Origin of the sequence: Enterobacter sichuanensis, assembly GCF_002939185.1 — a bacterium.
Classification (GTDB): domain Bacteria; phylum Pseudomonadota; class Gammaproteobacteria; order Enterobacterales; family Enterobacteriaceae; genus Enterobacter; species Enterobacter sichuanensis.
Window position 1 is genome coordinate 1 of sequence record NZ_POVL01000021.1, and the last position, 21,654, is coordinate 21,654.

22 protein-coding genes are annotated in these 21,654 nt (G+C 55.6%); 16 read left to right on the forward strand and 6 right to left on the reverse strand.

Features of this window, described 5'->3' with window-relative positions; all coding sequences use genetic code 11:
• Positions 1 to 207: 207 nt before the first annotated feature.
• The 11 genes from rimP to mtr all read left to right on the forward strand — a co-directional run bounded on the left by rimP (position 208) and on the right by mtr (position 13,623).
• On the forward strand, positions 208 to 660 hold the full coding sequence (rimP, locus tag C5687_RS11180) for a ribosome maturation factor RimP (protein WP_014833432.1): 453 nt from the start codon (positions 208 to 210) through the stop codon (positions 658 to 660).
• 28 nt (positions 661 to 688) lie between these two features.
• Positions 689 to 2,191, forward strand: a complete 1,503-nt coding sequence (gene nusA / locus C5687_RS11185) for a transcription termination factor NusA (RefSeq protein ID WP_003861798.1) — start codon at positions 689 to 691, stop codon at positions 2,189 to 2,191.
• 24 nt (positions 2,192 to 2,215) lie between these two features.
• Positions 2,216 to 4,906, forward strand: coding sequence for a translation initiation factor IF-2 (gene infB, locus C5687_RS11190; protein ID WP_104556950.1), 2,691 nt, complete (start codon positions 2,216 to 2,218; stop codon positions 4,904 to 4,906).
• Positions 4,907 to 5,007: 101 nt separating this feature from the next.
• Positions 5,008 to 5,412, forward strand: coding sequence for a 30S ribosome-binding factor RbfA (gene rbfA / locus C5687_RS11195; protein WP_003024988.1), 405 nt, complete (start codon positions 5,008 to 5,010; stop codon positions 5,410 to 5,412).
• Positions 5,412 to 6,362 (forward strand): tRNA pseudouridine(55) synthase TruB, encoded by a 951-nt coding sequence (gene truB / locus C5687_RS11200; RefSeq protein WP_104556951.1) that lies wholly within the window; start codon positions 5,412 to 5,414, stop codon positions 6,360 to 6,362. The genes rbfA and truB overlap by 1 nt, the downstream gene beginning before the upstream one ends.
• Before the next feature lie 154 nt (positions 6,363 to 6,516).
• Positions 6,517 to 6,786 (forward strand): 30S ribosomal protein S15, encoded by a 270-nt coding sequence (rpsO, locus tag C5687_RS11205; protein WP_003861789.1) that lies wholly within the window; start codon positions 6,517 to 6,519, stop codon positions 6,784 to 6,786.
• Between the two features lie 242 nt (positions 6,787 to 7,028).
• Positions 7,029 to 9,167 (forward strand): polyribonucleotide nucleotidyltransferase, encoded by a 2,139-nt coding sequence (gene pnp, locus C5687_RS11210; RefSeq protein ID WP_025756716.1) that lies wholly within the window; start codon positions 7,029 to 7,031, stop codon positions 9,165 to 9,167.
• A 108-nt stretch (positions 9,168 to 9,275) separates the two neighbouring features.
• Complete coding sequence (gene nlpI, locus C5687_RS11215; RefSeq protein ID WP_013098912.1) at positions 9,276 to 10,160, forward strand: lipoprotein NlpI; 885 nt, start codon at positions 9,276 to 9,278, stop codon at positions 10,158 to 10,160.
• A 107-nt stretch (positions 10,161 to 10,267) separates the two neighbouring features.
• Positions 10,268 to 10,348: a protein YrbN gene (yrbN, locus tag C5687_RS25360; protein WP_100122156.1), complete on the forward strand. Its 81-nt coding sequence runs from the start codon at positions 10,268 to 10,270 to the stop codon at positions 10,346 to 10,348.
• Positions 10,341 to 12,236 carry a DEAD/DEAH family ATP-dependent RNA helicase gene (locus C5687_RS11225; RefSeq protein ID WP_025756718.1) on the forward strand — a complete coding sequence of 632 codons (1,896 nt, stop codon included), beginning with the start codon at positions 10,341 to 10,343 and terminating at the stop codon, positions 12,234 to 12,236. The genes yrbN and C5687_RS11225 overlap by 8 nt, the downstream gene beginning before the upstream one ends.
• Positions 12,237 to 12,378: 142 nt before the next feature.
• Positions 12,379 to 13,623, forward strand: a complete 1,245-nt coding sequence (gene mtr, locus C5687_RS11230; RefSeq protein WP_047959860.1) for a tryptophan permease — start codon at positions 12,379 to 12,381, stop codon at positions 13,621 to 13,623.
• Positions 13,624 to 13,708: 85 nt separating this feature from the next.
• Here mtr and C5687_RS11235 read toward each other — a convergent pair whose 3' ends face one another.
• The 3 genes from C5687_RS11235 to ubiU all read right to left on the reverse strand — a co-directional run bounded on the left by C5687_RS11235 (position 13,709) and on the right by ubiU (position 16,676).
• The gene (locus C5687_RS11235; protein WP_095442078.1) at positions 13,709 to 14,716 is read right to left on the reverse strand and encodes a luciferase-like monooxygenase; all 1,008 of its coding nucleotides are present in this window, start codon (positions 14,714 to 14,716) and stop codon (positions 13,709 to 13,711) included.
• A gap of 78 nt (positions 14,717 to 14,794) precedes the next feature.
• A complete protein-coding gene (locus C5687_RS11240; RefSeq protein ID WP_104556952.1) occupies positions 14,795 to 15,673 on the reverse strand; it encodes a U32 family peptidase in 879 nt (292 codons plus the stop codon).
• A 7-nt stretch (positions 15,674 to 15,680) separates the two neighbouring features.
• On the reverse strand, positions 15,681 to 16,676 hold the full coding sequence (gene ubiU / locus C5687_RS11245; RefSeq protein WP_059385413.1) for a ubiquinone anaerobic biosynthesis protein UbiU: 996 nt from the start codon (positions 16,674 to 16,676) through the stop codon (positions 15,681 to 15,683).
• 211 nt (positions 16,677 to 16,887) lie between these two features.
• On the opposite strand from ubiU, the gene ubiT reads away from it, so the two are divergent.
• Together ubiT and C5687_RS11255 are read left to right on the forward strand one after the other, a co-directional pair.
• Positions 16,888 to 17,412, forward strand: coding sequence for a ubiquinone anaerobic biosynthesis accessory factor UbiT (ubiT, locus tag C5687_RS11250; protein WP_025756723.1), 525 nt, complete (start codon positions 16,888 to 16,890; stop codon positions 17,410 to 17,412).
• A complete protein-coding gene (locus C5687_RS11255; protein ID WP_095452511.1) occupies positions 17,406 to 17,909 on the forward strand; it encodes a GNAT family N-acetyltransferase in 504 nt (167 codons plus the stop codon). The genes ubiT and C5687_RS11255 overlap by 7 nt, the downstream gene beginning before the upstream one ends.
• Here the strand turns inward: C5687_RS11255 and C5687_RS11260 are convergent.
• Entirely contained in the window at positions 17,896 to 18,225 is a 330-nt protein-coding gene (locus C5687_RS11260) for a GIY-YIG nuclease family protein (protein WP_104556953.1), read from the reverse strand. The two genes, C5687_RS11255 and C5687_RS11260, sit on opposite strands and share 14 nt — an antisense overlap.
• A gap of 14 nt (positions 18,226 to 18,239) precedes the next feature.
• Between C5687_RS11260 and C5687_RS11265 the strand changes: the two genes are divergently transcribed.
• Positions 18,240 to 18,674: a YhbP family protein gene (locus C5687_RS11265; protein WP_025756726.1), complete on the forward strand. Its 435-nt coding sequence runs from the start codon at positions 18,240 to 18,242 to the stop codon at positions 18,672 to 18,674.
• On the opposite strand, the gene C5687_RS11270 is transcribed toward C5687_RS11265, so the two are convergent.
• Entirely contained in the window at positions 18,654 to 19,172 is a 519-nt protein-coding gene (locus C5687_RS11270; protein WP_025756727.1) for a type 1 glutamine amidotransferase domain-containing protein, read from the reverse strand. The two genes, C5687_RS11265 and C5687_RS11270, sit on opposite strands and share 21 nt — an antisense overlap.
• 128 nt (positions 19,173 to 19,300) lie before the next feature.
• Between C5687_RS11270 and C5687_RS11275 the strand changes: the two genes are divergently transcribed.
• Together C5687_RS11275 and C5687_RS11280 are read left to right on the forward strand one after the other, a co-directional pair.
• The gene (locus tag C5687_RS11275) at positions 19,301 to 19,945 is read left to right on the forward strand and encodes an NAD(P)H-binding protein (protein WP_104556954.1); all 645 of its coding nucleotides are present in this window, start codon (positions 19,301 to 19,303) and stop codon (positions 19,943 to 19,945) included.
• 40 nt (positions 19,946 to 19,985) lie between these two features.
• The gene (locus C5687_RS11280) at positions 19,986 to 21,023 is read left to right on the forward strand and encodes a permease (protein WP_104556955.1); all 1,038 of its coding nucleotides are present in this window, start codon (positions 19,986 to 19,988) and stop codon (positions 21,021 to 21,023) included.
• A gap of 48 nt (positions 21,024 to 21,071) precedes the next feature.
• Here C5687_RS11280 and dolP read toward each other — a convergent pair whose 3' ends face one another.
• Positions 21,072 to 21,647 carry a division/outer membrane stress-associated lipid-binding lipoprotein gene (dolP, locus tag C5687_RS11285; RefSeq protein WP_025756730.1) on the reverse strand — a complete coding sequence of 192 codons (576 nt, stop codon included), beginning with the start codon at positions 21,645 to 21,647 and terminating at the stop codon, positions 21,072 to 21,074.
• Between the last annotated feature and the right edge of the window lie 7 nt (positions 21,648 to 21,654).

The window sequence follows — 21,654 nt, forward strand, 5'->3', positions numbered from 1 at the left end:
CTTTCCCATAAAGTTCTTTTTCAAATATACTGTGAAGACTTAGAGCCTTCGTAGCTGGATTTGAAAAATTTCTTTCGGAGAGTGCTCCAGGCCACAGTTGTGGCTATAGGGTTCAGTTATCTAAAGCCCCGATTTATCGGGGTTTTTTGTTATCTGACTACAGAATAACTGGGCTTTACGCCCTTTTTTTATGTCTTGGGGGTGGGCTTGTCCACATTAGAGCAAAAATTAACAGAGATGATTACTGCACCGGTCGAAGCACTGGGCTACGAACTGGTCGGCATCGAATTCGTTCGCGGCCGTACATCGACGCTGCGCATCTATATTGATAGTGAAGATGGCATCAATGTTGATGATTGTGCTGATGTCAGCCACCAGGTGAGTGCGGTTCTTGATGTTGAAGATCCGATTACCGTTGCGTACAACCTGGAAGTTTCCTCACCTGGCCTCGATCGCCCGATGTTCACGGCCGAGCACTATGTGCGCTTTACCGGTGAAGAAGTGGCTCTCGTTCTGCGTATGGCCGTACAGAACCGCCGTAAATGGCAGGGAATTATCAAAGCCGTTGATGGTGAAATGATCACGGTGACAGTCGAAGGCAAAGATGAAGTGTTCGCGCTGAGTAATATCCAGAAGGCGAACCTGGTTCCCCACTTTTAACAGTCTGGATTGAGGTGAAAAGCCCGCGATGAACAAAGAAATTTTGGCTGTTGTTGAAGCCGTCTCCAACGAGAAATCACTGCCGCGTGAGAAGATTTTCGAAGCGCTGGAAAGTGCACTGGCTACAGCAACCAAGAAAAAATACGAGCAAGAGATCGATGTTCGCGTAGAAATCGATCGTAAAAGCGGTGACTTCGATACATTCCGTCGTTGGGTAATCGTTGAAGAAGTGACCCAGCCGACCAAAGAGATCACGCTGGAAGCGGCACGTTTTGAAGACGAGAGTCTGAACGTGGGTGACTACGTTGAAGATCAGATCGAATCTGTGACCTTCGACCGTATCACCACCCAGACCGCCAAGCAGGTTATTGTGCAGAAAGTGCGCGAAGCCGAGCGCGCGCTGGTTGTCGATCAGTTCCGCGATCAGGAAGGCGAAATCATCACCGGCGTGGTGAAAAAAGTGAACCGCGACAACATCTCCCTGGAGATCAAATCCGAAGGGTTGCCGGGTAACGCTGAAGCTGTGATCCTGCGTGAAGATATGCTGCCGCGTGAAAACTTCCGTCCAGGCGACCGTATCCGTGGTGTTCTGTACGCTGTCCGTCCAGAAGCGCGCGGTGCGCAGCTGTTCGTGACCCGTTCTAAACCAGAAATGCTGGTTGAACTGTTCCGTATCGAAGTACCGGAAATCGGTGAAGAAGTTATCGAAATTAAAGCGGCGGCTCGCGATCCGGGCTCCCGCGCGAAAATTGCGGTGAAAACCAACGACAAGCGTATCGACCCGGTCGGTGCTTGCGTCGGTATGCGTGGTGCGCGTGTCCAGGCAGTCTCTACTGAGCTGGGCGGCGAACGTATTGATATCGTTCTGTGGGATGACAACCCGGCACAGTTCGTGATCAACGCAATGGCTCCAGCTGATGTGGCGTCTATCGTTGTTGACGAAGACAAACACACTATGGATATCGCTGTTGAAGCGGGCAACCTGGCGCAGGCAATCGGCCGTAACGGTCAGAACGTACGTCTGGCGTCACAGCTGAGCGGCTGGGAACTCAACGTGATGACCGTTGATGACCTGCAGGCTAAGCATCAGGCTGAAGCCCATGCGGCGATCGATACCTTCACTAAATACCTGGATATTGACGAAGATTTCGCCACTGTTCTGGTTGAAGAAGGTTTCTCTACGCTGGAAGAACTGGCCTATGTGCCAATGAAAGAGCTGCTGGAAATCGACGGTCTGGATGAACCAACCGTTGAAGCCCTGCGTGAACGCGCTAAAAACGCACTGACCACCCTGGCACTGGCTCAGGAAGAAAGCCTTGGCGATAAAAAGCCGGCTGATGACCTGCTGAATCTGGAAGGTCTTGATCGTGCGATTGCGTTCAAGCTGGCTGCCCGTGGTGTTTGTACGCTGGAAGATCTCGCCGAGCAAGGCGTTGATGACCTGGCTGATATCGAAGGTTTAACCGACGAGAAAGCCGGCGAGCTCATCATGGCCGCACGTAATATTTGCTGGTTCGGCGACGAAGCGTAATAAACTGTAGCAGGAAGGAACAGCATGACTGATGTAACTGTAAAATCGCTGGCTGCCGAGATTCAGACCTCCGTGGACCGCCTGGTACAGCAATTTGCTGATGCAGGGATCCCGAAGTCCGCTGATGACTCGGTGACCGCGCAAGAAAAACAAACCTTGTTAACGCACCTGAACCGTGAACACGGCTCTACGCCTGACAAGCTGACGCTGCAGCGCAAAACGCGTAGCACGTTGAATATCCCTGGTACCGGTGGCAAAAGTAAATCGGTACAAATTGAAGTCCGCAAGACGCGCACCTTTGTAAAACGTGATCCGCAAGAGGCAGAACGTCTTGCCGCGGAAGAGCAGGCACAGCGTGAAGCGGAAGAACAAGCTCAGCGTGAAGCGGAAGCAACCGCCAAACGTGAGGCAGAATTAAAAGCTGAACGTGAGGCCGCAGAAAAAGCGAAACGCGACGCAAGTGATAAAGTGAAGCGTGACGCTGCGGAAAAAGACAAAGTGAGCAATCAACAGACAGACGAAATGACCAAAACCGCCCAGGCTGAAAAAGCCCGCCGTGAAAATGAAGCTGCCGAGCTGAAGCGTAAAGCGGAAGAAGAAGCCCGCCGCAAGCTGGAAGAAGAAGCACGTCGTGTGGCTGAAGAAGCGCGCCGTATGGCAGAAGAAAACGAGAAGAACGGTGTTGATACCGCTGAGCAGTCTGAAGATACCAGCGACTATCACGTGACCACTTCTCAGCATGCGCGTCAGGCTGAAGATGACAACGACCGTGAAGTAGAAGGTGGTCGTGGCCGTGGTCGCAATGCGAAAGCGGTGCGTCCGGCGAAAAAAGGCAACAAACACGCTGAGTCTAAAGCAGACCGTGAAGAAGCGCGTGCAGCCGTGCGTGGCGGTAAAGGTGGTAAACAGCGTAAAGGTTCTTCTCTGCAGCAGGGCTTCCAGAAGCCAGCTCAGGCGGTTAACCGTGACGTTGTGATCGGCGAAACCATCACCGTTGGCGAACTGGCAAACAAAATGGCGGTAAAAGGCTCTCAGGTCATCAAAGCGATGATGAAACTGGGCGCCATGGCGACCATCAACCAGGTGATCGACCAGGAAACCGCACAGCTGGTTGCTGAAGAGATGGGCCACAAAGTTATCCTGCGTCGTGAAAACGAACTGGAAGAAGCGGTAATGAGCGACCGTGATACGGGTGCTGCGGCAGAACCGCGCGCACCGGTAGTGACCATCATGGGTCACGTTGACCACGGTAAAACCTCTCTGCTCGACTACATTCGTTCTACGAAAGTGGCCTCCGGTGAAGCGGGTGGTATTACCCAGCACATCGGTGCATACCACGTAGAAACTGACAACGGCATGATCACCTTCCTGGATACCCCAGGCCACGCCGCGTTTACCTCAATGCGTGCTCGTGGTGCGCAGGCGACGGATATCGTTGTTCTGGTTGTTGCTGCAGACGACGGCGTAATGCCACAAACCATCGAAGCTATCCAGCACGCGAAAGCGGCGGGTGTGCCGGTTGTGGTTGCAGTGAACAAGATCGATAAACCAGAAGCGGATCCGGATCGTGTTAAAAACGAACTGTCCCAGTACGGCATCCTGCCGGAAGAGTGGGGCGGCGAAAGCCAGTTCGTACACGTGTCTGCGAAAGCGGGTACCGGTATCGACGATCTGCTGGATGCGATCCTGCTGCAGGCTGAAGTTCTGGAGCTGAAAGCCATCCGTAACGGTATGGCGAGCGGTGCGGTTATCGAATCCTTCCTGGACAAAGGCCGTGGCCCGGTTGCTACCGTTCTGGTTCGTGAAGGTACCCTGCATAAAGGCGATATCGTTCTGTGTGGTTTCGAATACGGTCGCGTGCGTGCGATGCGTAACGAACTGGGTCAGGAAGTGCTGGAAGCAGGTCCGTCCATTCCAGTGGAAATCCTTGGCCTGTCCGGTGTACCGGCTGCCGGTGACGAAGTGACCGTTGTGCGTGACGAGAAGAAAGCGCGTGAAGTTGCACTGTATCGTCAGGGCAAATTCCGTGAAGTTAAACTGGCTCGTCAGCAGAAATCTAAACTCGAGAACATGTTCGCGAACATGGCTGAAGGCGAAGTTCATGAAGTGAACGTCGTACTGAAAGCTGACGTTCAGGGCTCTGTGGAAGCGATCTCCGACTCCTTACTGAAACTGTCGACTGACGAAGTGAAAGTGAAGATCATCGGTTCTGGTGTCGGTGGTATCACCGAAACCGACGCTACCCTGGCTGCTGCGTCCAACGCCATCCTGGTTGGCTTCAACGTGCGTGCTGATGCTTCTGCTCGCCGCGTGATCGAAGCTGAAAGCCTGGATCTGCGTTACTACTCCGTCATCTATAACCTGATCGACGAAGTGAAAGCAGCGATGAGCGGTATGCTGTCGCCTGAGCTGAAACAGCAGATCATCGGTCTGGCTGAAGTACGTGACGTCTTCAAATCACCGAAATTCGGTGCAATCGCGGGCTGTATGGTTACCGAAGGTACCATCAAACGTCACAACCCAATCCGCGTTCTGCGCGATAACGTGGTTATCTATGAAGGCGAGCTGGAATCCCTGCGCCGCTTCAAAGATGACGTTAACGAAGTCCGTAACGGCATGGAATGTGGTATCGGCGTGAAGAACTACAACGACGTTCGCGTAGGCGATATGATCGAAGTGTTCGAGATCATCGAAATCCAGCGTACCATCGCTTAATCTTCGTTAAGATTGCTGATTGTAGGCCGGGTAAGCAAAGCGCCACCCGGCAACTATTTCAAAAGGGGCTGAATGCCCCTTTTTTGTCTGGAGAATTTATTATGGCGAAAGAGTTTGGTCGCCCACAGCGCGTCGCGCAGGAAATGCAGAAAGAGATCGCCCTCATTCTGCAACGTGAAATTAAAGACCCCCGCGTCGGCATGATGACCACCGTGTCGGGTGTAGAAATGTCCCGCGACCTGGCCTATGCCAAGGTGTTCGTCACTTTCCTGAACGACCAGGACGAAGCGGCAGTGAAAAACGGCATTAAAGCGCTGCAGGAAGCGTCAGGTTTCATCCGCTCTCTGCTCGGCAAAGCAATGCGTCTGCGTATCGTTCCAGAACTGACCTTCTTCTACGACAACTCGCTGGTTGAAGGGATGCGTATGTCCAACCTGGTGACCAGCGTGGTGAAACATGACGACGAGCGTCGTGTTAACCCGGCGGACGACAGCAAGGAGGACTGATGAGTCGTCCTCGTCGTCGTGGTCGCGACGTGCATGGTGTGCTGCTGCTGGATAAACCCCAGGGCGCTTCCAGCAACGACGTGCTGCAAAAAGTGAAGCGCATTTACAACGCCAACCGTGCGGGCCACACTGGCGCGCTCGATCCGCTGGCAACCGGCATGCTGCCGGTCTGCCTGGGAGAGGCGACAAAGTTTTCCCAGTACCTGCTCGACTCCGATAAACGTTACCGCGTTATCGCTAAACTGGGCCAGCGCACGGATACCTCCGATGCTGATGGCCAGGTGGTCGAAGAGCGCCCGGTGACGTTCAGTGCGGAACAGCTTGATGCTGCCCTGGAGAGCTTCCGCGGGGACACGATGCAGGTGCCATCGATGTATTCGGCACTGAAATATCAGGGAAAAAAACTCTACGAATATGCGCGCCAGGGCATCGACGTCCCGCGTGAAGCCCGTCCGATCACCGTGTATGAGCTGCTCTTTATTCGCCACGAAGGTGATGAGCTGGAACTGGAAGTACACTGTTCGAAAGGCACCTATATTCGTACCATCATCGATGACCTGGGCGAGAAGCTGGGCTGTGGCGCGCATGTGATCTACCTGCGTCGCCTGGCGGTCAGTAAATACCCGGTTGAGCGGATGGTGACCCTGGAACAGCTGCACGCGCTGGTTGAACAGGCACACGCGCAGGGGATAGCGCCGGCCGATTTGCTCGATCCTCTGCTGATGCCGATGGATAGCCCGGCAGCGGATTTCCCGGTGGTTAATCTTCCTTTAATATCGTCCGTTTACTTTAAGAACGGCAACCCGGTTCGTACGGCGCAAGCGCCGCAGGAAGGGCTGGTTCGCGTGACTGAAGGTGACGACGGTAAGTTCATCGGAATGGGCGAAATGGATGGCGAAGGGCGCGTTGCGCCGCGTCGTCTGGTCGTCGAATATCCGGTCGACGCGTGACGGCGATAACGGCTCACCTTGCGATAAGCAGGGGAGACGAGTAGAATATCGCCGCTTAACGCCTGGTGAATTGTTTAACAATCCGCGAGGCGTACATGGGGTCGCTGAATTAGAGATCGGCACCCTTACATTCTTTATACTTTGGAGTTTGAAAATGTCTCTAAGCGTTGAAGCTAAAGCTAAAATCGTTTCTGAGTTTGGTCGTGGTACTAACGACAGCGGTTCTACCGAAGTTCAGGTTGCACTGCTGACTGCACAGATTAACCACCTGCAGGGTCACTTTGCAGAGCACAAAAAAGATCACCACAGCCGTCGTGGTCTGCTGCGTATGGTTTCTCAGCGTCGTAAACTGCTCGACTACCTGAAACGTAAAGATGTTGCACGCTACACCGCGCTGATCGAGCGTCTGGGTCTGCGTCGCTAAGTCTTGCGAGTTTCAGAAAAGGGGGCCTGATGGCCCCTTTTTTCAACCAGACGGCAGCAATTCACTGGAAACTATTGTATTGTTGCTATAAATGATCTTCATTGCAGAGGTTCGCGCGGCTAATGAGAGGCTTCACCCATGGGGGTGTTGGTTGTCATTAGTCGCGAGGATGCGAAGAAGGTCGGGTCAAATCGACAGCACACCGGTGGTGTGCTGTCAAACATTTAAGAAAGGACAGAATTTTGCTGAATCCGATCGTTCGTAAATTCCAGTATGGTCAACATACCGTCACGCTGGAAACCGGTATGATGGCTCGTCAGGCTACTGCTGCCGTTATGGTAAGCATGGATGACACCGCGGTATTCGTTACCGTTGTGGGTCAGAAAAAAGCTAAACCAGGTCAGGACTTCTTCCCACTGACCGTTAACTACCAGGAGCGTACTTACGCTGCCGGTAAAATCCCGGGTGGCTTCTTCCGTCGTGAAGGCCGTCCAAGCGAAGGCGAAACCCTGATCGCGCGTCTGATTGACCGCCCGGTTCGTCCGCTGTTCCCGGAAGGCTTCGTTAACGAAGTTCAGGTTATCGCGACCGTTGTGTCCGTTAACCCACAGGTTAACCCGGACATCGTTGCGATGATCGGTGCGTCCGCTGCCCTGTCACTGTCTGGTATTCCATTCAATGGCCCAATCGGTGCGGCGCGCGTGGGTTACATCAACGACCAGTACGTGCTGAACCCGACTCAGGAAGAGCTGAAAGAGAGCAAGCTGGACCTGGTGGTTGCCGGTACTGAAGCCGCTGTGCTGATGGTTGAATCCGAAGCTGAACTGCTGAGCGAAGACCAGATGCTGGGCGCTGTGGTCTTCGGCCACGACCAGCAGCAGGTTGTTATTCAGAACATCAACGAACTGGTGAAAGAAGCCGGTAAACCACGTTGGGACTGGCAGCCTGAAGCAGCAAACGACGCGCTGAACGCACGCGTTGCTGCACTGGCAGAATCTCGCCTGAGCGATGCTTACCGTATCACTGACAAACAGGAGCGTTATGCTCAGGTTGACGTGATCAAAGACGAAACCATCGCCACGCTGGTTGCTGAAGACGAAACGCTGGATGCTAACGAGCTGAGCGAAATTCTGCATGCCATCGAGAAAAACGTGGTGCGTAGCCGCGTGCTGGCAGGTGAGCCACGCATCGATGGCCGTGAAAAAGACATGATCCGTGGTCTGGATGTGCGTACTGGCGTGCTGCCACGTACTCACGGTTCTGCGCTGTTCACCCGTGGTGAAACGCAGGCGCTGGTAACTGCGACGCTGGGTACTGCACGTGACGCGCAGATCATCGACGAACTGATGGGCGAGCGCACTGACAGCTTCCTGTTCCACTATAACTTCCCTCCGTACTCCGTTGGTGAAACCGGTATGGTTGGTTCGCCGAAGCGTCGTGAAATTGGTCACGGTCGTCTGGCGAAGCGCGGTGTGCTGGCTGTGATGCCAGATGCGGACAAATTCCCGTACACCGTCCGTGTGGTTTCTGAAATCACCGAATCCAACGGTTCTTCTTCTATGGCTTCCGTATGTGGTGCCTCTCTGGCGCTGATGGATGCAGGCGTGCCAATCAAAGCCGCCGTTGCGGGTATCGCAATGGGTCTGGTGAAAGAAGGCGACAACTATGTTGTTCTGTCTGACATTCTGGGCGACGAAGACCACCTGGGCGATATGGACTTCAAAGTGGCGGGTTCCCGCGACGGTATCTCTGCGCTGCAGATGGATATCAAAATTGAAGGTATCACCAAAGAGATCATGCAGGTTGCTCTGAACCAGGCTAAAGGTGCACGTCTGCACATCCTGAGCGTGATGGAACAGGCGATTAACGCGCCGCGTGGTGATATCTCTGAATTCGCTCCGCGCATTCACACCATCAAGATCAATCCAGACAAGATCAAAGATGTTATCGGTAAGGGCGGTTCCGTTATCCGTGCGCTGACCGAAGAGACGGGCACCACGATCGAAATCGAAGATGACGGTACTGTGAAAATCGCAGCAACCGACGGCGAGAAAGCGAAATTCGCGATCCGTCGTATCGAAGAGATCACCGCAGAAATCGAAGTGGGCCGTATCTACAGTGGTAAAGTGACCCGTATCGTTGACTTTGGCGCATTTGTTGCCATCGGTGGCGGTAAAGAAGGTCTGGTTCACATCTCTCAGATCGCTGACAAGCGCGTTGAGAAAGTGACCGATTACCTGCAGATGGGTCAGGAAGTACCGGTTAAAGTTCTGGAAGTTGATCGCCAGGGCCGTATCCGTCTGAGCATTAAAGAAGCAACTGAGCAGTCTCAGCCAGCTGCTGCGCCTGAAGCACAGGCTGCAGAACAGCAAGGCGAGTAAGTTGCGATTTGCCCTCCGCTTTGCGGAGGGCCTGGTATCAGGCAGGACGCCTTGTTAAGCCGCCGGGGGACAGGACGTTCATCCAATAGTTGTCTTCGGGAGTGGGAAATGAAGCCTTTTTTGCGCTGGTGTTTCGTTGCGACAGCTTTAACGCTGGCAGGATGCAGCAACTCTGCCTGGCGTAAGAGCGAAGTCCTCGCAGTGCCATTGCAACCGACTTTGCAGCAGGAAGTGATTCTGGCACGCATGGAACAAATACTTGCCAGTCGGGCTTTAACCGATGACGAACGCGCACAGCTTTTATATGAGCGCGGAGTGTTGTATGATAGTCTTGGTCTGAGGGCATTAGCGCGGAATGATTTTTCACAAGCGCTGGCTATCCGACCTGATATGCCTGAAGTATTCAATTACTTAGGCATTTATTTAACGCAGGCAGGCAATTTTGATGCTGCCTATGAAGCGTTTGATTCTGTACTTGAGCTTGATCCAACTTACAACTACGCGCACTTGAATCGCGGTATCGCATTGTATTACGGCGGTCGTGATAAGTTAGCGCAAGATGATCTGCTGGCGTTTTATCAAGACGATCCTAATGATCCTTTCCGTAGCCTGTGGCTTTACATCGTTGAGCAGAAGCTCGATGAGAAGCAGGCAAAAGAGGCACTGAAACAGCGCTTCGATAAATCGGATAAGGAACAGTGGGGATGGAACATTGTCGAGTTCTACCTGGGCAACATTAGCGAAGCAACGCTGATGGAACGCCTCAAGGCGGACGCAACGGATAACACCTCGCTCGCTGAGCATCTCAGTGAAACCAACTTCTATTTAGGTAAGTACTACCTAAGTCTGGGGGATAAGGACAGCGCTACGGCACTGTTCAAATTAGCGGTTGCTAACAACGTACACAACTTCGTTGAGCACCGTTATGCATTGTTGGAATTATCGCTCTTGGGCCAGGAGCAAGACGACCTGGCAGAATCGGACCAGCAATAGCTGACGACATAAACATCAGCCCGTAATCTTTTGATTGCCATCACCTTAACTGGTGAGGGCGTTGTTGTTCGTCAATACACCTACTTTGAGCCGGTTCACACTTTTCAATGAAAATTGCTAATCATTTTCACGATGAGCTAAGTAGACTGGCCGCCATTGACATTGAGGCACTCGTACTACATGGCTGAATTCGAAACCACTTTTGCAGATCTGGGCCTGAAGGCTCCTATCCTTGAAGCCCTTAACGATCTGGGTTACGAAAAACCATCTCCGATCCAGGCTGAGTGTATCCCACACCTGCTTTCTGGTCGTGACGTGCTGGGCATGGCCCAGACTGGTAGCGGTAAAACTGCAGCGTTCTCGCTGCCGCTGCTGAACAACATTGATCCGGACCTGCGTGCACCGCAGATCCTCGTCTTGGCTCCAACCCGTGAACTGGCTGTTCAGGTTGCTGAAGCCATGACGGAATTCTCTAAACATATGCGCGGCGTAAACGTGGTAGCCCTGTACGGCGGCCAGCGTTATGACGTGCAGTTACGCGCCCTGCGCCAGGGCCCACAGATTGTTGTCGGTACGCCGGGCCGTCTGCTGGATCACCTGAAGCGCGGTACGCTGGATCTCTCTAAACTGAGCGGTCTGGTACTGGACGAAGCAGATGAAATGCTGCGTATGGGCTTCATCGAAGACGTTGAAACCATCATGGCGCAGATCCCGGACGGTCATCAGACCGCGCTGTTCTCTGCCACCATGCCTGAAGCTATCCGTCGCATTACCCGCCGCTTCATGAAAGAGCCGCAGGAAGTGCGTATTCAGTCCAGCGTGACGACTCGCCCGGACATCAGCCAGAGCTACTGGTCTGTGTACGGCATGCGCAAAAACGAAGCGCTGGTACGTTTCCTGGAAGCGGAAGATTTTGATGCGGCGATCATCTTCGTTCGTACCAAAAACGCGACCCTGGAAGTGGCTGAAGCCCTGGAGCGTAGCGGCTACAACAGCGCAGCGCTGAACGGCGATATGAACCAGGCCCTGCGTGAGCAGACGCTGGAGCGTCTGAAAGACGGTCGTCTGGATATCCTGATTGCAACCGACGTGGCAGCACGTGGCCTGGACGTTGAGCGTATCAGCCTGGTGGTTAACTACGACATCCCGATGGATTCCGAGTCTTACGTTCACCGTATCGGTCGTACCGGTCGTGCGGGTCGTGCGGGCCGTGCGCTGCTGTTCGTTGAGAACCGCGAGCGTCGTCTGCTGCGTAATATCGAACGCACCATGAAGCTGACCATTCCAGAAGCCGATCTGCCAAACGCAGAGCTGCTGGGCAAACGCCGTCTGGAAAAGTTCGCCGCGAAAGTCCAGCAGCAGCTGGAAAGCAGCGATCTGGATCAGTACCGTGCGCTGCTGTCCCAGATCCAGCCTGTTGCTGAAGGCGAAGAGCTGGATATGGAAACCCTGGCAGCAGCACTGCTGAAGATGGCGCAGGGCGAACGTAGCCTGATCGTGCCGCCAGATGCACCGATGCGTCCTAAGCGTGAATTCCGTGACCGTGACGATCGCTTCGAACGTCGTGGCGACCGTAACGATCGTGGCCCACGTGGCGACCGTCCAGAGCGTGGTGGTGAAGACCGTCCACGTCGTGAACGTCGCGATGCGGGTGATATGGAGCTGTACCGCATTGAAGTGGGCCGTGATGATGGCGTTGAAGTGCGTCACATCGTTGGCGCGATCGCCAACGAAGGCGACATCAGCAGCCGTTACATCGGTAACATCAAGCTGTTCGCATCCCACTCTACCATTGAGCTGCCAAAAGGCATGCCGGGTGAAGTACTGCAGCACTTTACGCGTACCCGCATCCTGAACAAGCCGATGAACATGCAGCTGCTGGGCGATGCACAGCCACGTCCTGACCGTGGCGGCGAACGTCGTGGCGGCGGCCGCGGTTTCGGTGGCGAGCGTCGTGAAGGCGGTCGCAGCGAAGGTCGCGGTGGTGAAGGTCGTCGTTTCTCCGGCGAGCGTCGCGAAAACCGTGGCCCACGTCGTGAAGAAGGCACCAGCCGTCGTCGTTTCGGTGACGCGTAAGCCTTGCACTTCTGACGTAAAGTAAAATATACAGCCCCGATAGACGCTATCGGGGCTTTTTTTATTCCCTTTGTACTCTTGTACTGGTACAGTGCGTCACATTAAAATGCAGAACCGCATGATTGACTGGAGAAAAGGCTGTATGGCGACACTAACCACCACCCAAACGTCACCTTCGCTGCTTGGCGGCGTGGTGATCATCGGCGGAACCATTATAGGTGCCGGGATGTTTTCCCTGCCCGTGGTCATGTCCGGTGCGTGGTTCTTCTGGTCGCTGGCCGCACTGGTCTTTACCTGGTTCTGTATGCTTCATTCCGGGTTGATGATCCTCGAAGCCAACCTGAACTACCGCATTGGCGCGAGCTTCGACACCATCACCAAAGATCTGTTAGGCAAAGGCTGGAACCTGGTCAATGGACTCTCCATCGCGTTTGTCCTGTACATCCTGACCTACGCCTACATTTCGGCGAGCGGCTCGATTCTGCATCATACCTTCTCGGAGATGTCGCTGAACGTTCCGGCGCGTCTGGCAGGATTGTGCTTTGCACTGGGCGTGGCGTTTATCGTCTGGATGAGTACCAAAGCGGTGAGCCGGATGACGGCCATTGTACTGGGCGCAAAGGTGATCACCTTCTTCCTGACGTTCGGCAGCCTGCTGGGGCACGTAACGCCGGCAACGCTGTTTAATGTCGCCGAGGTGAACACCTCGTATACGCCGTATCTGCTGATGACACTGCCGTTCTGTCTGGCCTCGTTTGGCTACCACGGTAATGTGCCGAGCCTGATGAAGTACTACGGCAAAGATCCGCGCACTATCGTGAAATGTCTGGTCTACGGTACGCTGCTGGCACTGGGGCTGTATGTCATCTGGCTGCTGGGAACCATGGGCAACATCCCGCGTCCGGAATTTATTGGCATTGCGCAGAAGGGCGGTAACATTGATGTGCTGGTGCAGGCGTTGAGTGGCGTTCTGAACAGCCGCAGTCTGGATCTGCTGCTGGTGGTATTCTCCAACTTTGCGGTGGCAAGCTCGTTCCTCGGCGTGACGCTGGGCCTGTTTGACTACCTGGCGGATCTGTTTGGCTTCGATGACTCCGCGATGGGACGCTTCAAAACTGCGCTGCTGACTTTCCTGCCTCCAGTCGCGGGTGGCCTGCTGTGGCCGAACGGCTTCCTGTACGCCATCGGCTATGCCGGTCTGGCTGCGACCATCTGGGCGGCAATTGTGCCGGCGCTGCTGGCCCGCAAATCACGTAAACGCTTCGGCAGCCCTAAATTCCGCGTCTGGGGCGGCAAACCGATGATTGTACTGATTCTGGTGTTTGGGGTGGGTAACGCGCTGGTTCACGTGCTGTCGAGTTTTAACCTGTTGCCTGTGTATCAGTAAGTTTTTGTGCCGGATGGCGGCTACGCCTTATCCGGCCTACGCGATCCCGTAGGCCCGGTAATCGAAGCGCCACCGGGCAAAAGGGCTACCCCACCAGCTCCTCTTTCACCTGCATCGCCAGCTCAAAGGAGTGCAAACGCGCCTGGTGATCGAAGATCTGGCCGTTAACCATAATCTCATCGGCCTGCGTCTCACGCAGCACCGCTTCCAGCCCGTGACGCACCTTCGCTTTATCACCCACCAGTGACATGCTCAGCGCCTGTTGAACACCATACTGCTCGGAGGCTGACCAGAGCTGATGCATATTTTCCACTGGCGGCGGAAGCTGGCCCGTCTCACCACGACGCAGCTTCACAAACGCCTGCTGCATAGAGGTAAACAGGAATTCTGCGTCGCGATTGCTGTCGGCGGCAATGATGTTGATACACACCATCGCGTACGGTTTCTCCAGACGCTCAGACGGTTTGAAATGGGTGCGGTAGAGATGCAGCGCCTGATGCAACATATCCGGCGCGAAGTGCGAGGCAAACGCAAACGGCAGCCCCAGCTGTGCGGCAAGCTGCGCGCTATACAGACTTGAGCCTAACAGCCAGACCGGGATCTTCTCACCATAACCGGGTACCGGGCGCACGTGCGGGTTCGGGTCTCGCGCATCGAACCAGTCCACCAGTTCCGCCACGTCGCGTGGGAAGTTGTCGATATCGCCGCTCATATGGCGGCGGAGGGCGCGCATGGTGGGCTGATCACTCCCCGGCGCACGGCCAAGCCCTAAATCTATACGACCCGGATAGAGCGTATTCAGCGTGCCAAACTGCTCGGCAATCACCAGCGGGGCGTGGTTAGGCAGCATCACGCCGCCGGACCCCAGGTGCAGAGTGGTCGTATTTGCCGCCAGATAGCCAATCAGAACCGAGGTTGCCGCACTGGCGATGCCGACCATGTTGTGGTGCTCGGCCAGCCAGTAACGGTGATAGCCACGTTTTTCGGCCAGACGAGCGAGATCGAGCGAGTGCGAAAAGGCTTCTCGCGCCGAGGAGCCTTGAGGGATCGGCGCCAGATCCAGCACCGAAAACGGAAGGGTTTTGTCAGTCATAACAGCTCACTTTGTCGACGGTCAATCATTAATAGTGCATTAAAAAATGATAACCGTTGTTAACAAAGTGAGCCTTTTTTAGGCCTGCAGCTCCAACCCGGCCAGACGTCGCCAGTAGCCGTTGCAGTCGCTATTAGCCTGCAGCGCCAGAGGCTCGGCACCATTTTCGTTGGCGCGGAAGGCATCCAGCATCGCGAACACGCCGTTATCGAGCGGCGACAGGCGCACCATATCTACCAGCCCATCCATCGACGCCAGCTCGTTGCCCAGGTTATAGACATAGCCGCTCATGGTCTGAATGCCGTTCAGGACAAACACCTGCTGATTCTCCTGCGACAGCATGCTGCGCCCGTTCGGGTACTTAATGCAGCAGGTTTCGCACTCGTCTTTCGGACGGTCTTCCGAGCGCGCGGTAAAGCAGCGGGCGGAATAGGCCAGCGGCAGATGCCCGTAGCTCAGCACTTCCACTTCAAACTTGTTGCGAATGCCCAGCTCTTCGCACTGCGTGAGCAGGTTTGCCAGCCAGTCGCGGGAGAGCTCAACCGGCATGCACCAGCGCGTCATTCCCTGTTTCAGCAACAGGCGCAGGGTCACGGCGTTGTAGCAGTTCAGGGCATGGCCCGCGACAAACGGCAGCCTGCGTTCGGCGCACATGTTCACTACGCCGAGATCGCTTGCTTCCAGCAGGAACTCGCCGTTCTCCACGTAGCGCTTTAGCTCGCCCAGTTCAGAAGCGGCCTGTACCAGGGCGAGCGTCGAAAGCACCACCTGTTTGCCGCTTCCGGCGAGGGTCTTCGCCATCTCCAGCCAGTCGCCCACTTTGGTGGCCCGGCGCTTGCTGCATACCGCTTCGCCGAGGTAAATCACATCGGCGCTGCTGCTGGCGGCCTGTTGATAAAAGTCTTCCAGCGTCTCTTTTGGCCAGTAGTAAAGCACCGGCCCTAATGAATATTTCATGATTTTCTCACTGCCATTTACGGTGATACGCGCCCAGCGTGGTTTGCGTGCCTTCCGACATCGACCCCAGCGTCTCCATCCATGCCGGCTGCGGGGCGTAGTGCTGCGGGTCCGCCATGCAGCGGTCGATGGCCTGACGCCAGACTTTCGCAACCTGGCTCACGTAGGCCGGGCTGCGCTGGCGACCTTCGATTTTCACCGAGGCAATATTGGCCGCCAGCAGTTCCGGCAGCAGCGCCAGCGTGTTGAGGCTGGTGGGCTCTTCCAGCGCGTGGTAACGCTGGCCGTCGACCAGATAGCGCCCTTTACAGAGGGTTGGATAACCAGCGTTTTCGCCGTCCTGATAGCGGTCGATCAGCACCTCATTCAGACGAGACTCCAGCCCCTGCGGCGTTTGCTGCCAGCGAACAAAGCGGGCAGGGGAGCAGGCCCCGACGGTATTGGGTGATTCACCGGTTAAATAGGAGGAGAGATAGCAACGGCCTTCGGCCATGATGCACAGGCTGCCAAAGGCAAAAACTTCCAGCGGCACTGGCGTGACGCGCGCGAGTTGCTTAACCTGATGAATGGAGAGTACGCGCGGCAGCACCACGCGGGCTACGTCAAAGTTTCGGTGATAAAAACGTACGGCCTCTTCGTTGGTGGCAGATGCCTGAACAGAGACGTGGCGCTCAATATGGGGATAGCGTTCTGCCGCATACTCAAGCATGGCGAGGTCGGCCAGAATCAGCGCATCGGCTCCCAGCTGTGCGGCCATATCCACCGCGCGCTGCCAGCGGGCGTAACCGTCAGGATGGGCAAAGGTATTAATGGCAATGTGCAGTTTGCGGCGGTGCTGGTGAACGAAGTTAACGGCTTCCTGAAGCTTTTTCTCCGTAAAGTTGAGGCCAGCAAAATGGCGGGCGTTAGTATCATCTTTCAGCCCGATATAGACCGCATCGGCCCCATTTTCGATGGCCGCCTTAAGCGCCGGAAGGTTTCCGGCTGGGCAGAGCAGCTCCATAATTTATCCTGATGTAGTCGATCGCAAAAATGTTAACGAGCTGGGATTTTAATTAACCCATACGCGACAATTTTTGATTTAAGGCAGCTAATGGCGTATTGATGGCACCAATAATGAGCGTCACCGGACGACGGTTTGTTGATTTACGCCGCTATGTTATGTGCCGGATATGGCAAAATAGCGGGACTATAGCTATCAGGGAGTAAAGCTCGTGCTGGATAAACTGCGTTCACGTCTCGTACAATTTGGTCCATCAATGCTGAGCGTGCCGGTAAAACTGGCGCCGTTCGCGCTTAAACGTCAGGTGCTGGAGCAGGTCCTGAGCTGGCAGTTCCGTCAGGCGTTGCAGGATGGCGAGCTGGAGTTCCTGGAAGGACGCTGGTTAAGCATCGACGTGCGTGACATCGGGCTGCGCTGGTTTACCTCGGTTGAGAATGACCAGCTGATCGTACGCGAATCCGCTGACGCGGACGTGAGCTTCAGCGCCAACGCCAGCGATCTGCTGATGATTGCCGCGCGTAAGCAGGATCCGGATACGCTCTTCTTCCAGCGCCGTCTGGTGATTGAAGGCGATACGGAGCTGGGCCTGTACGTGAAAAATTTAATGGATGCCATTGAGCTGGAGCAGATGCCGAAAGCGCTGCGCGTGATGTTAATGCAAATGGCAGATTTCGTTGAGGCCGGGCTGACAACCCCGCCGGACAGTAAACACACTTCAGTAGGTGAGCCATGCTGATTCGAGTCGAAATTGGGATTGATGCGCCGGGGATTGATGCGTTGCTGCGACGTTCTTTTGAGAGCGATGCCGAAGCCCAACTGGTCCACGATCTCCGCGAAGACGGCCTGATTACGCTGGGGCTGGTTGCCACCGATGACGAAGGTCAGGTGGTGGGCTATGTGGCCTTCAGTCCGGTCAGCGTTCAGGGCGAAGAGCTCCAGTGGGTAGGAATGGCACCGCTGGCGGTGGATGAAAGCTATCGCGGGCAGGGGCTGGCGCGCCAGCTGGTCTATGAAGGGCTGGATTCACTGAATGAGTTCGGTTACGCGGCCGTTGTCACGCTGGGCGATCCCGCGTTTTATAGCCGTTTAGGCTTTGAACAGGCCGCGCATTACGATCTTCGCTGCCGCTGGCCGGGCACCGAATCCGCCTTCCAGGTTCATCGTCTGGCGGACGACGCGCTCAACGGCGTGCATGGCCTGGTAGAGTACCACGACCATTTTAATCGCTTTTAAGCAGGCTCTCGCGTAGCGCCTCAAAAGAGCCGTCTCCGGTCACGAGGCGCTCTTTCTGGCGCTTCGTCAGCTGTTTAATGCGGTATTCCAGCCTCAGCGCCAGGGAACGATCGCCCACGGCGGCTGAAAATGCCAGCTGCAATTCCCCTTTCCCCCGCAGCGCCTTTGCGCCTTTCCCCGTTTGATGTTGTAAAAAACGCCGCGCCACATCGGTGGTGATCCCGGTGTAGAGGGCGTTATCAGCGGTTCGGACAAGATAGAGAAACCAGCACACGGTAAACAGATTCAGTATGTTAAGGTGACCGCACCATAGCATGAGAGAGAGCGAAAATGGAAACACTGGCCGCCATTAACCGCTGGCTGGCGAAGCAGCATGTCGTCACCTGGTGCGTATACCACGAGGGAGAAATGTGGTGCGCAAATGCGTTTTACTACTACGATCCTGAGCGCGTCGCGTTTTACGTTATGAGCGAAGACAAAACGCGTCATGCGCAGATGACCGGCCAGCAGGCAAAAGTCGCGGGCACGGTGAATGGTCAGCCTAAAACGGTCGCGCTGATCCGTGGGGTGCAGTTTAAAGGGGAAATCCGTCGTCTGGATGGAGAAGAGAGCGACGCGCGTCGTAAGCACTACACGCGCCGCTTTCCGGTTGCCGCTGCGCTAAAAGCCCCGGTGTGGGAAATCCGCCTCGATGAGCTGAAATTTACCGACAACACCCTGGGCTTTGGCAAGAAGCTGCACTGGTTACGCGCCGAGCAGGCGTAGCGCTTCGCGGTTAAACGCCGGGAGATCGTCCGGGGTCCGGCTGGTGATCAGCTGGTCTTTGTCGTTGACCACCTCCTGATCGTAAAACTCGGCACCCGCATTTTTCAGATCGATAACGATCGGTTTCACCGCCGTGAGCTTACGACCGCGTACCACCTCCGCGCTGATCAGCAGCTGCGGGCCGTGGCAGATGGCAAAGACCGGTTTGCCGGTAGAGACAAAATCCCGAGTGAAGGTCACGAAGCGCTCGTCCCCGCGCAGGGTGTCCGGCGAGTGGCCGCCGGGTAACAGCAGGGCGTCAAAATCGGAGGGGCTAACGTTATCGATAGTCTCGTCGATGGTCACGCTGGCCTCGCCCTTATGGCCTTTCACCGTTTTGCCCGCTTCTTTCTCAATGGTGATCACTTCATGTCCCGCCTTGCGGAACGCCTCTGCAGGAGAGGTGAATTCTGAATCTTCAAACTCGTCGGTAATCAAGACTGCGATTTTCTTGCCCATGCTTCCTCCGTTGTTTTGGCTTCAGACTGATTTTTCTCCGCTTGTGGTAAATACTTACCTGTAACAGACTTCTAAGTGTGGTCGACCACGACGAGTTCGCAAACGGACAATTCTGTAAAGGGGAGAAGATGAGCCAGGTACTGATAACAGGCGCAACCGGGCTGGTGGGCGGACATTTGCTGCGCCTGCTGATTCAGGATCGTCGCGTGAATTACATCGCCGCCCCGACGCGACGACCGCTCGCCGACGTCTCCGGCGTCTTTAACCCCCACGACCCGCAGCTGACTGACGCGCTGGCGCAGGTGCAGGATCCGATTGAGATCGCCTTTTGTTGTCTTGGCACGACCCGGCGTGAGGCGGGCAGTAAGGAGGCGTTTGTGCATGCGGACTACACGCTGGTGATTGATACGGCGCTCACCACCAAAAGGCTGGGGGCCAAACATTTCCTGGTGGTCAGCTCGCTGGGGGCCAGCGCCGGATCGCCCTTTTTCTACAACAAGGTGAAGGGCAAAATGGAAGAGGCGCTGATTGCCCAGAAATGGGAGTACCTGACGATTGTTCGTCCCTCCATGCTGCTGGGACACCGGGACGAACGGCGTTTTAATGAGTCAATCTTCGCACCGCTGTTCCGCATTCTTCCCGGAAACTGGAAATCAATTGAAGCGCGGGATGTGGCGCGCGCGATGCTGAAAGAGGCGTTATCTCCTTCGAAAGAAGGGGTGAACATTATCCCGTCGGCAAAACTGCGTGAAATCGCACAGGGCGAGGCGTAAACTCCCCCGGCTAATTACCTAATACTCTCCGGGGAATGCTATGACTGGTCAGTCTTCATCTCAGGCGGCAACACCTGTTCAATGGTGGAAGCCCGCACTCTTCTTTCTCGTGGTCCTTGTTGGACTCTGGTATGTGAAATGGCAGCCGTACTACGGCAAAGCCTTCACTGCCGCCGAAACACACAGCATCGGAAAATCTATTCTCGCGCAGGCTGATGCCAGCCCGCTGCGGGCGGCGTGGGATTACGCCATGGTCTATTTCCTTGCCGTCTGGAAAGCGGCCGTTTTAGGCGTCATTCTGGGCTCGCTGATACAGGTGCTGATCCCGCGACACTGGCTGATCAAAACCCTGGGCCAGCCGCGCTTTCAGGGCACGCTGCTGGGGACGGTTTTCTCCCTGCCGGGCATGATGTGCTCCTGCTGTGCCGCACCGGTGGCCGCAGGGATGCGTCGCCAGCGCGTGTCGATGGGCGGTGCGCTGGCGTTCTGGATGGGCAACCCGCTGCTCAACCCGGCAACGCTGGTGTTTATGGGCTTTGTGCTGGGCTGGCATTTCGCGTTCATCCGTCTGGTGGCCGGGTTACTGACTGTGCTGGTGGTGGCGACGCTGGTGCAAAAATGGGTGAAGGATACTGCCGTCGAGCCTGCGTCCGTTGAGCTGGACGTCAGCGAGCCGCAGGGTGGTTTCTTCGCACGCTGGGGCAAGGCGCTATGGCAGCTTTTCTGGAGCACTATCCCGGTCTATATCCTGGCGGTACTGGTTCTGGGGGCGGCGCGCGTCTGGCTGTTCCCGCATGCGGATGGCGCTATCGACAACACGCTGATGTGGGTGATTGCGATGGCCGTTGCAGGCTGCCTGTTTGTTATCCCGACGGCCGCAGAAATTCCCATAGTACAAACCATGATGCTGGCTGGCATGGGCACCGCGCCGGCACTGGCGCTGCTCATTACCCTGCCTGCCATCAGCCTGCCGTCACTCATCATGCTGCGTAAGTCATTCCCGGCGAAAGCGCTGTGGCTCACCGCGGGGCTGGTGGCGTTGAGTGGGGTGATAGTGGGGAGTCTGGCGCTGATGTAAAAAAGCCCGGCGGCGCTAGCGCTTACCGGGCCTGGAGTCGGGTGTGGATTACTTAATGTAAGTAAACGCGGTGGTGACGTGTTTCACGCCGCTCACCCGGCTGGCGATATCTGCCGCCGCTTTCCCTTCACGGTCGGTTACCAGACCCAGCAGGAACACTTCACCGTTTTCCGTCGTCACTTTCACGTTGGAAGATTTGACCTGATCCGAGCCCAACAATTGGGAACGCACTTTGGTGGTGATCCAGGTATCGGATGAGGCCTCACCCAGACCAATGGGTTTGCCCTGGCGCACTTCGTTAAAGACTTCAGTGGTTCCTTCAACACCCATCGCAATTTGTTTAGCGCGAGAGGCGAGTTCCATGTTCGGCGCCTGGCCTGCCAGCAGCACTTTGCCCTGATAAGCCGTCACGTTGATACGCGCTTCTTTCTTGATTTGTTCATCTTTCGACAGCGCACTGTTAACGCGCAGCTCCAGCGTACCGTCATCCACCTGCGTACCCACAGTACGTGGATCGGTTGCCGCTTTGGTGCCGACTGCGGCGGTACCCACAACGGCCGCAGCAATACATCCCTGAAGCAGTAATGCAGACATAAGGACTGCGAGGGTCGATAAAGCCTTCATAAGAACT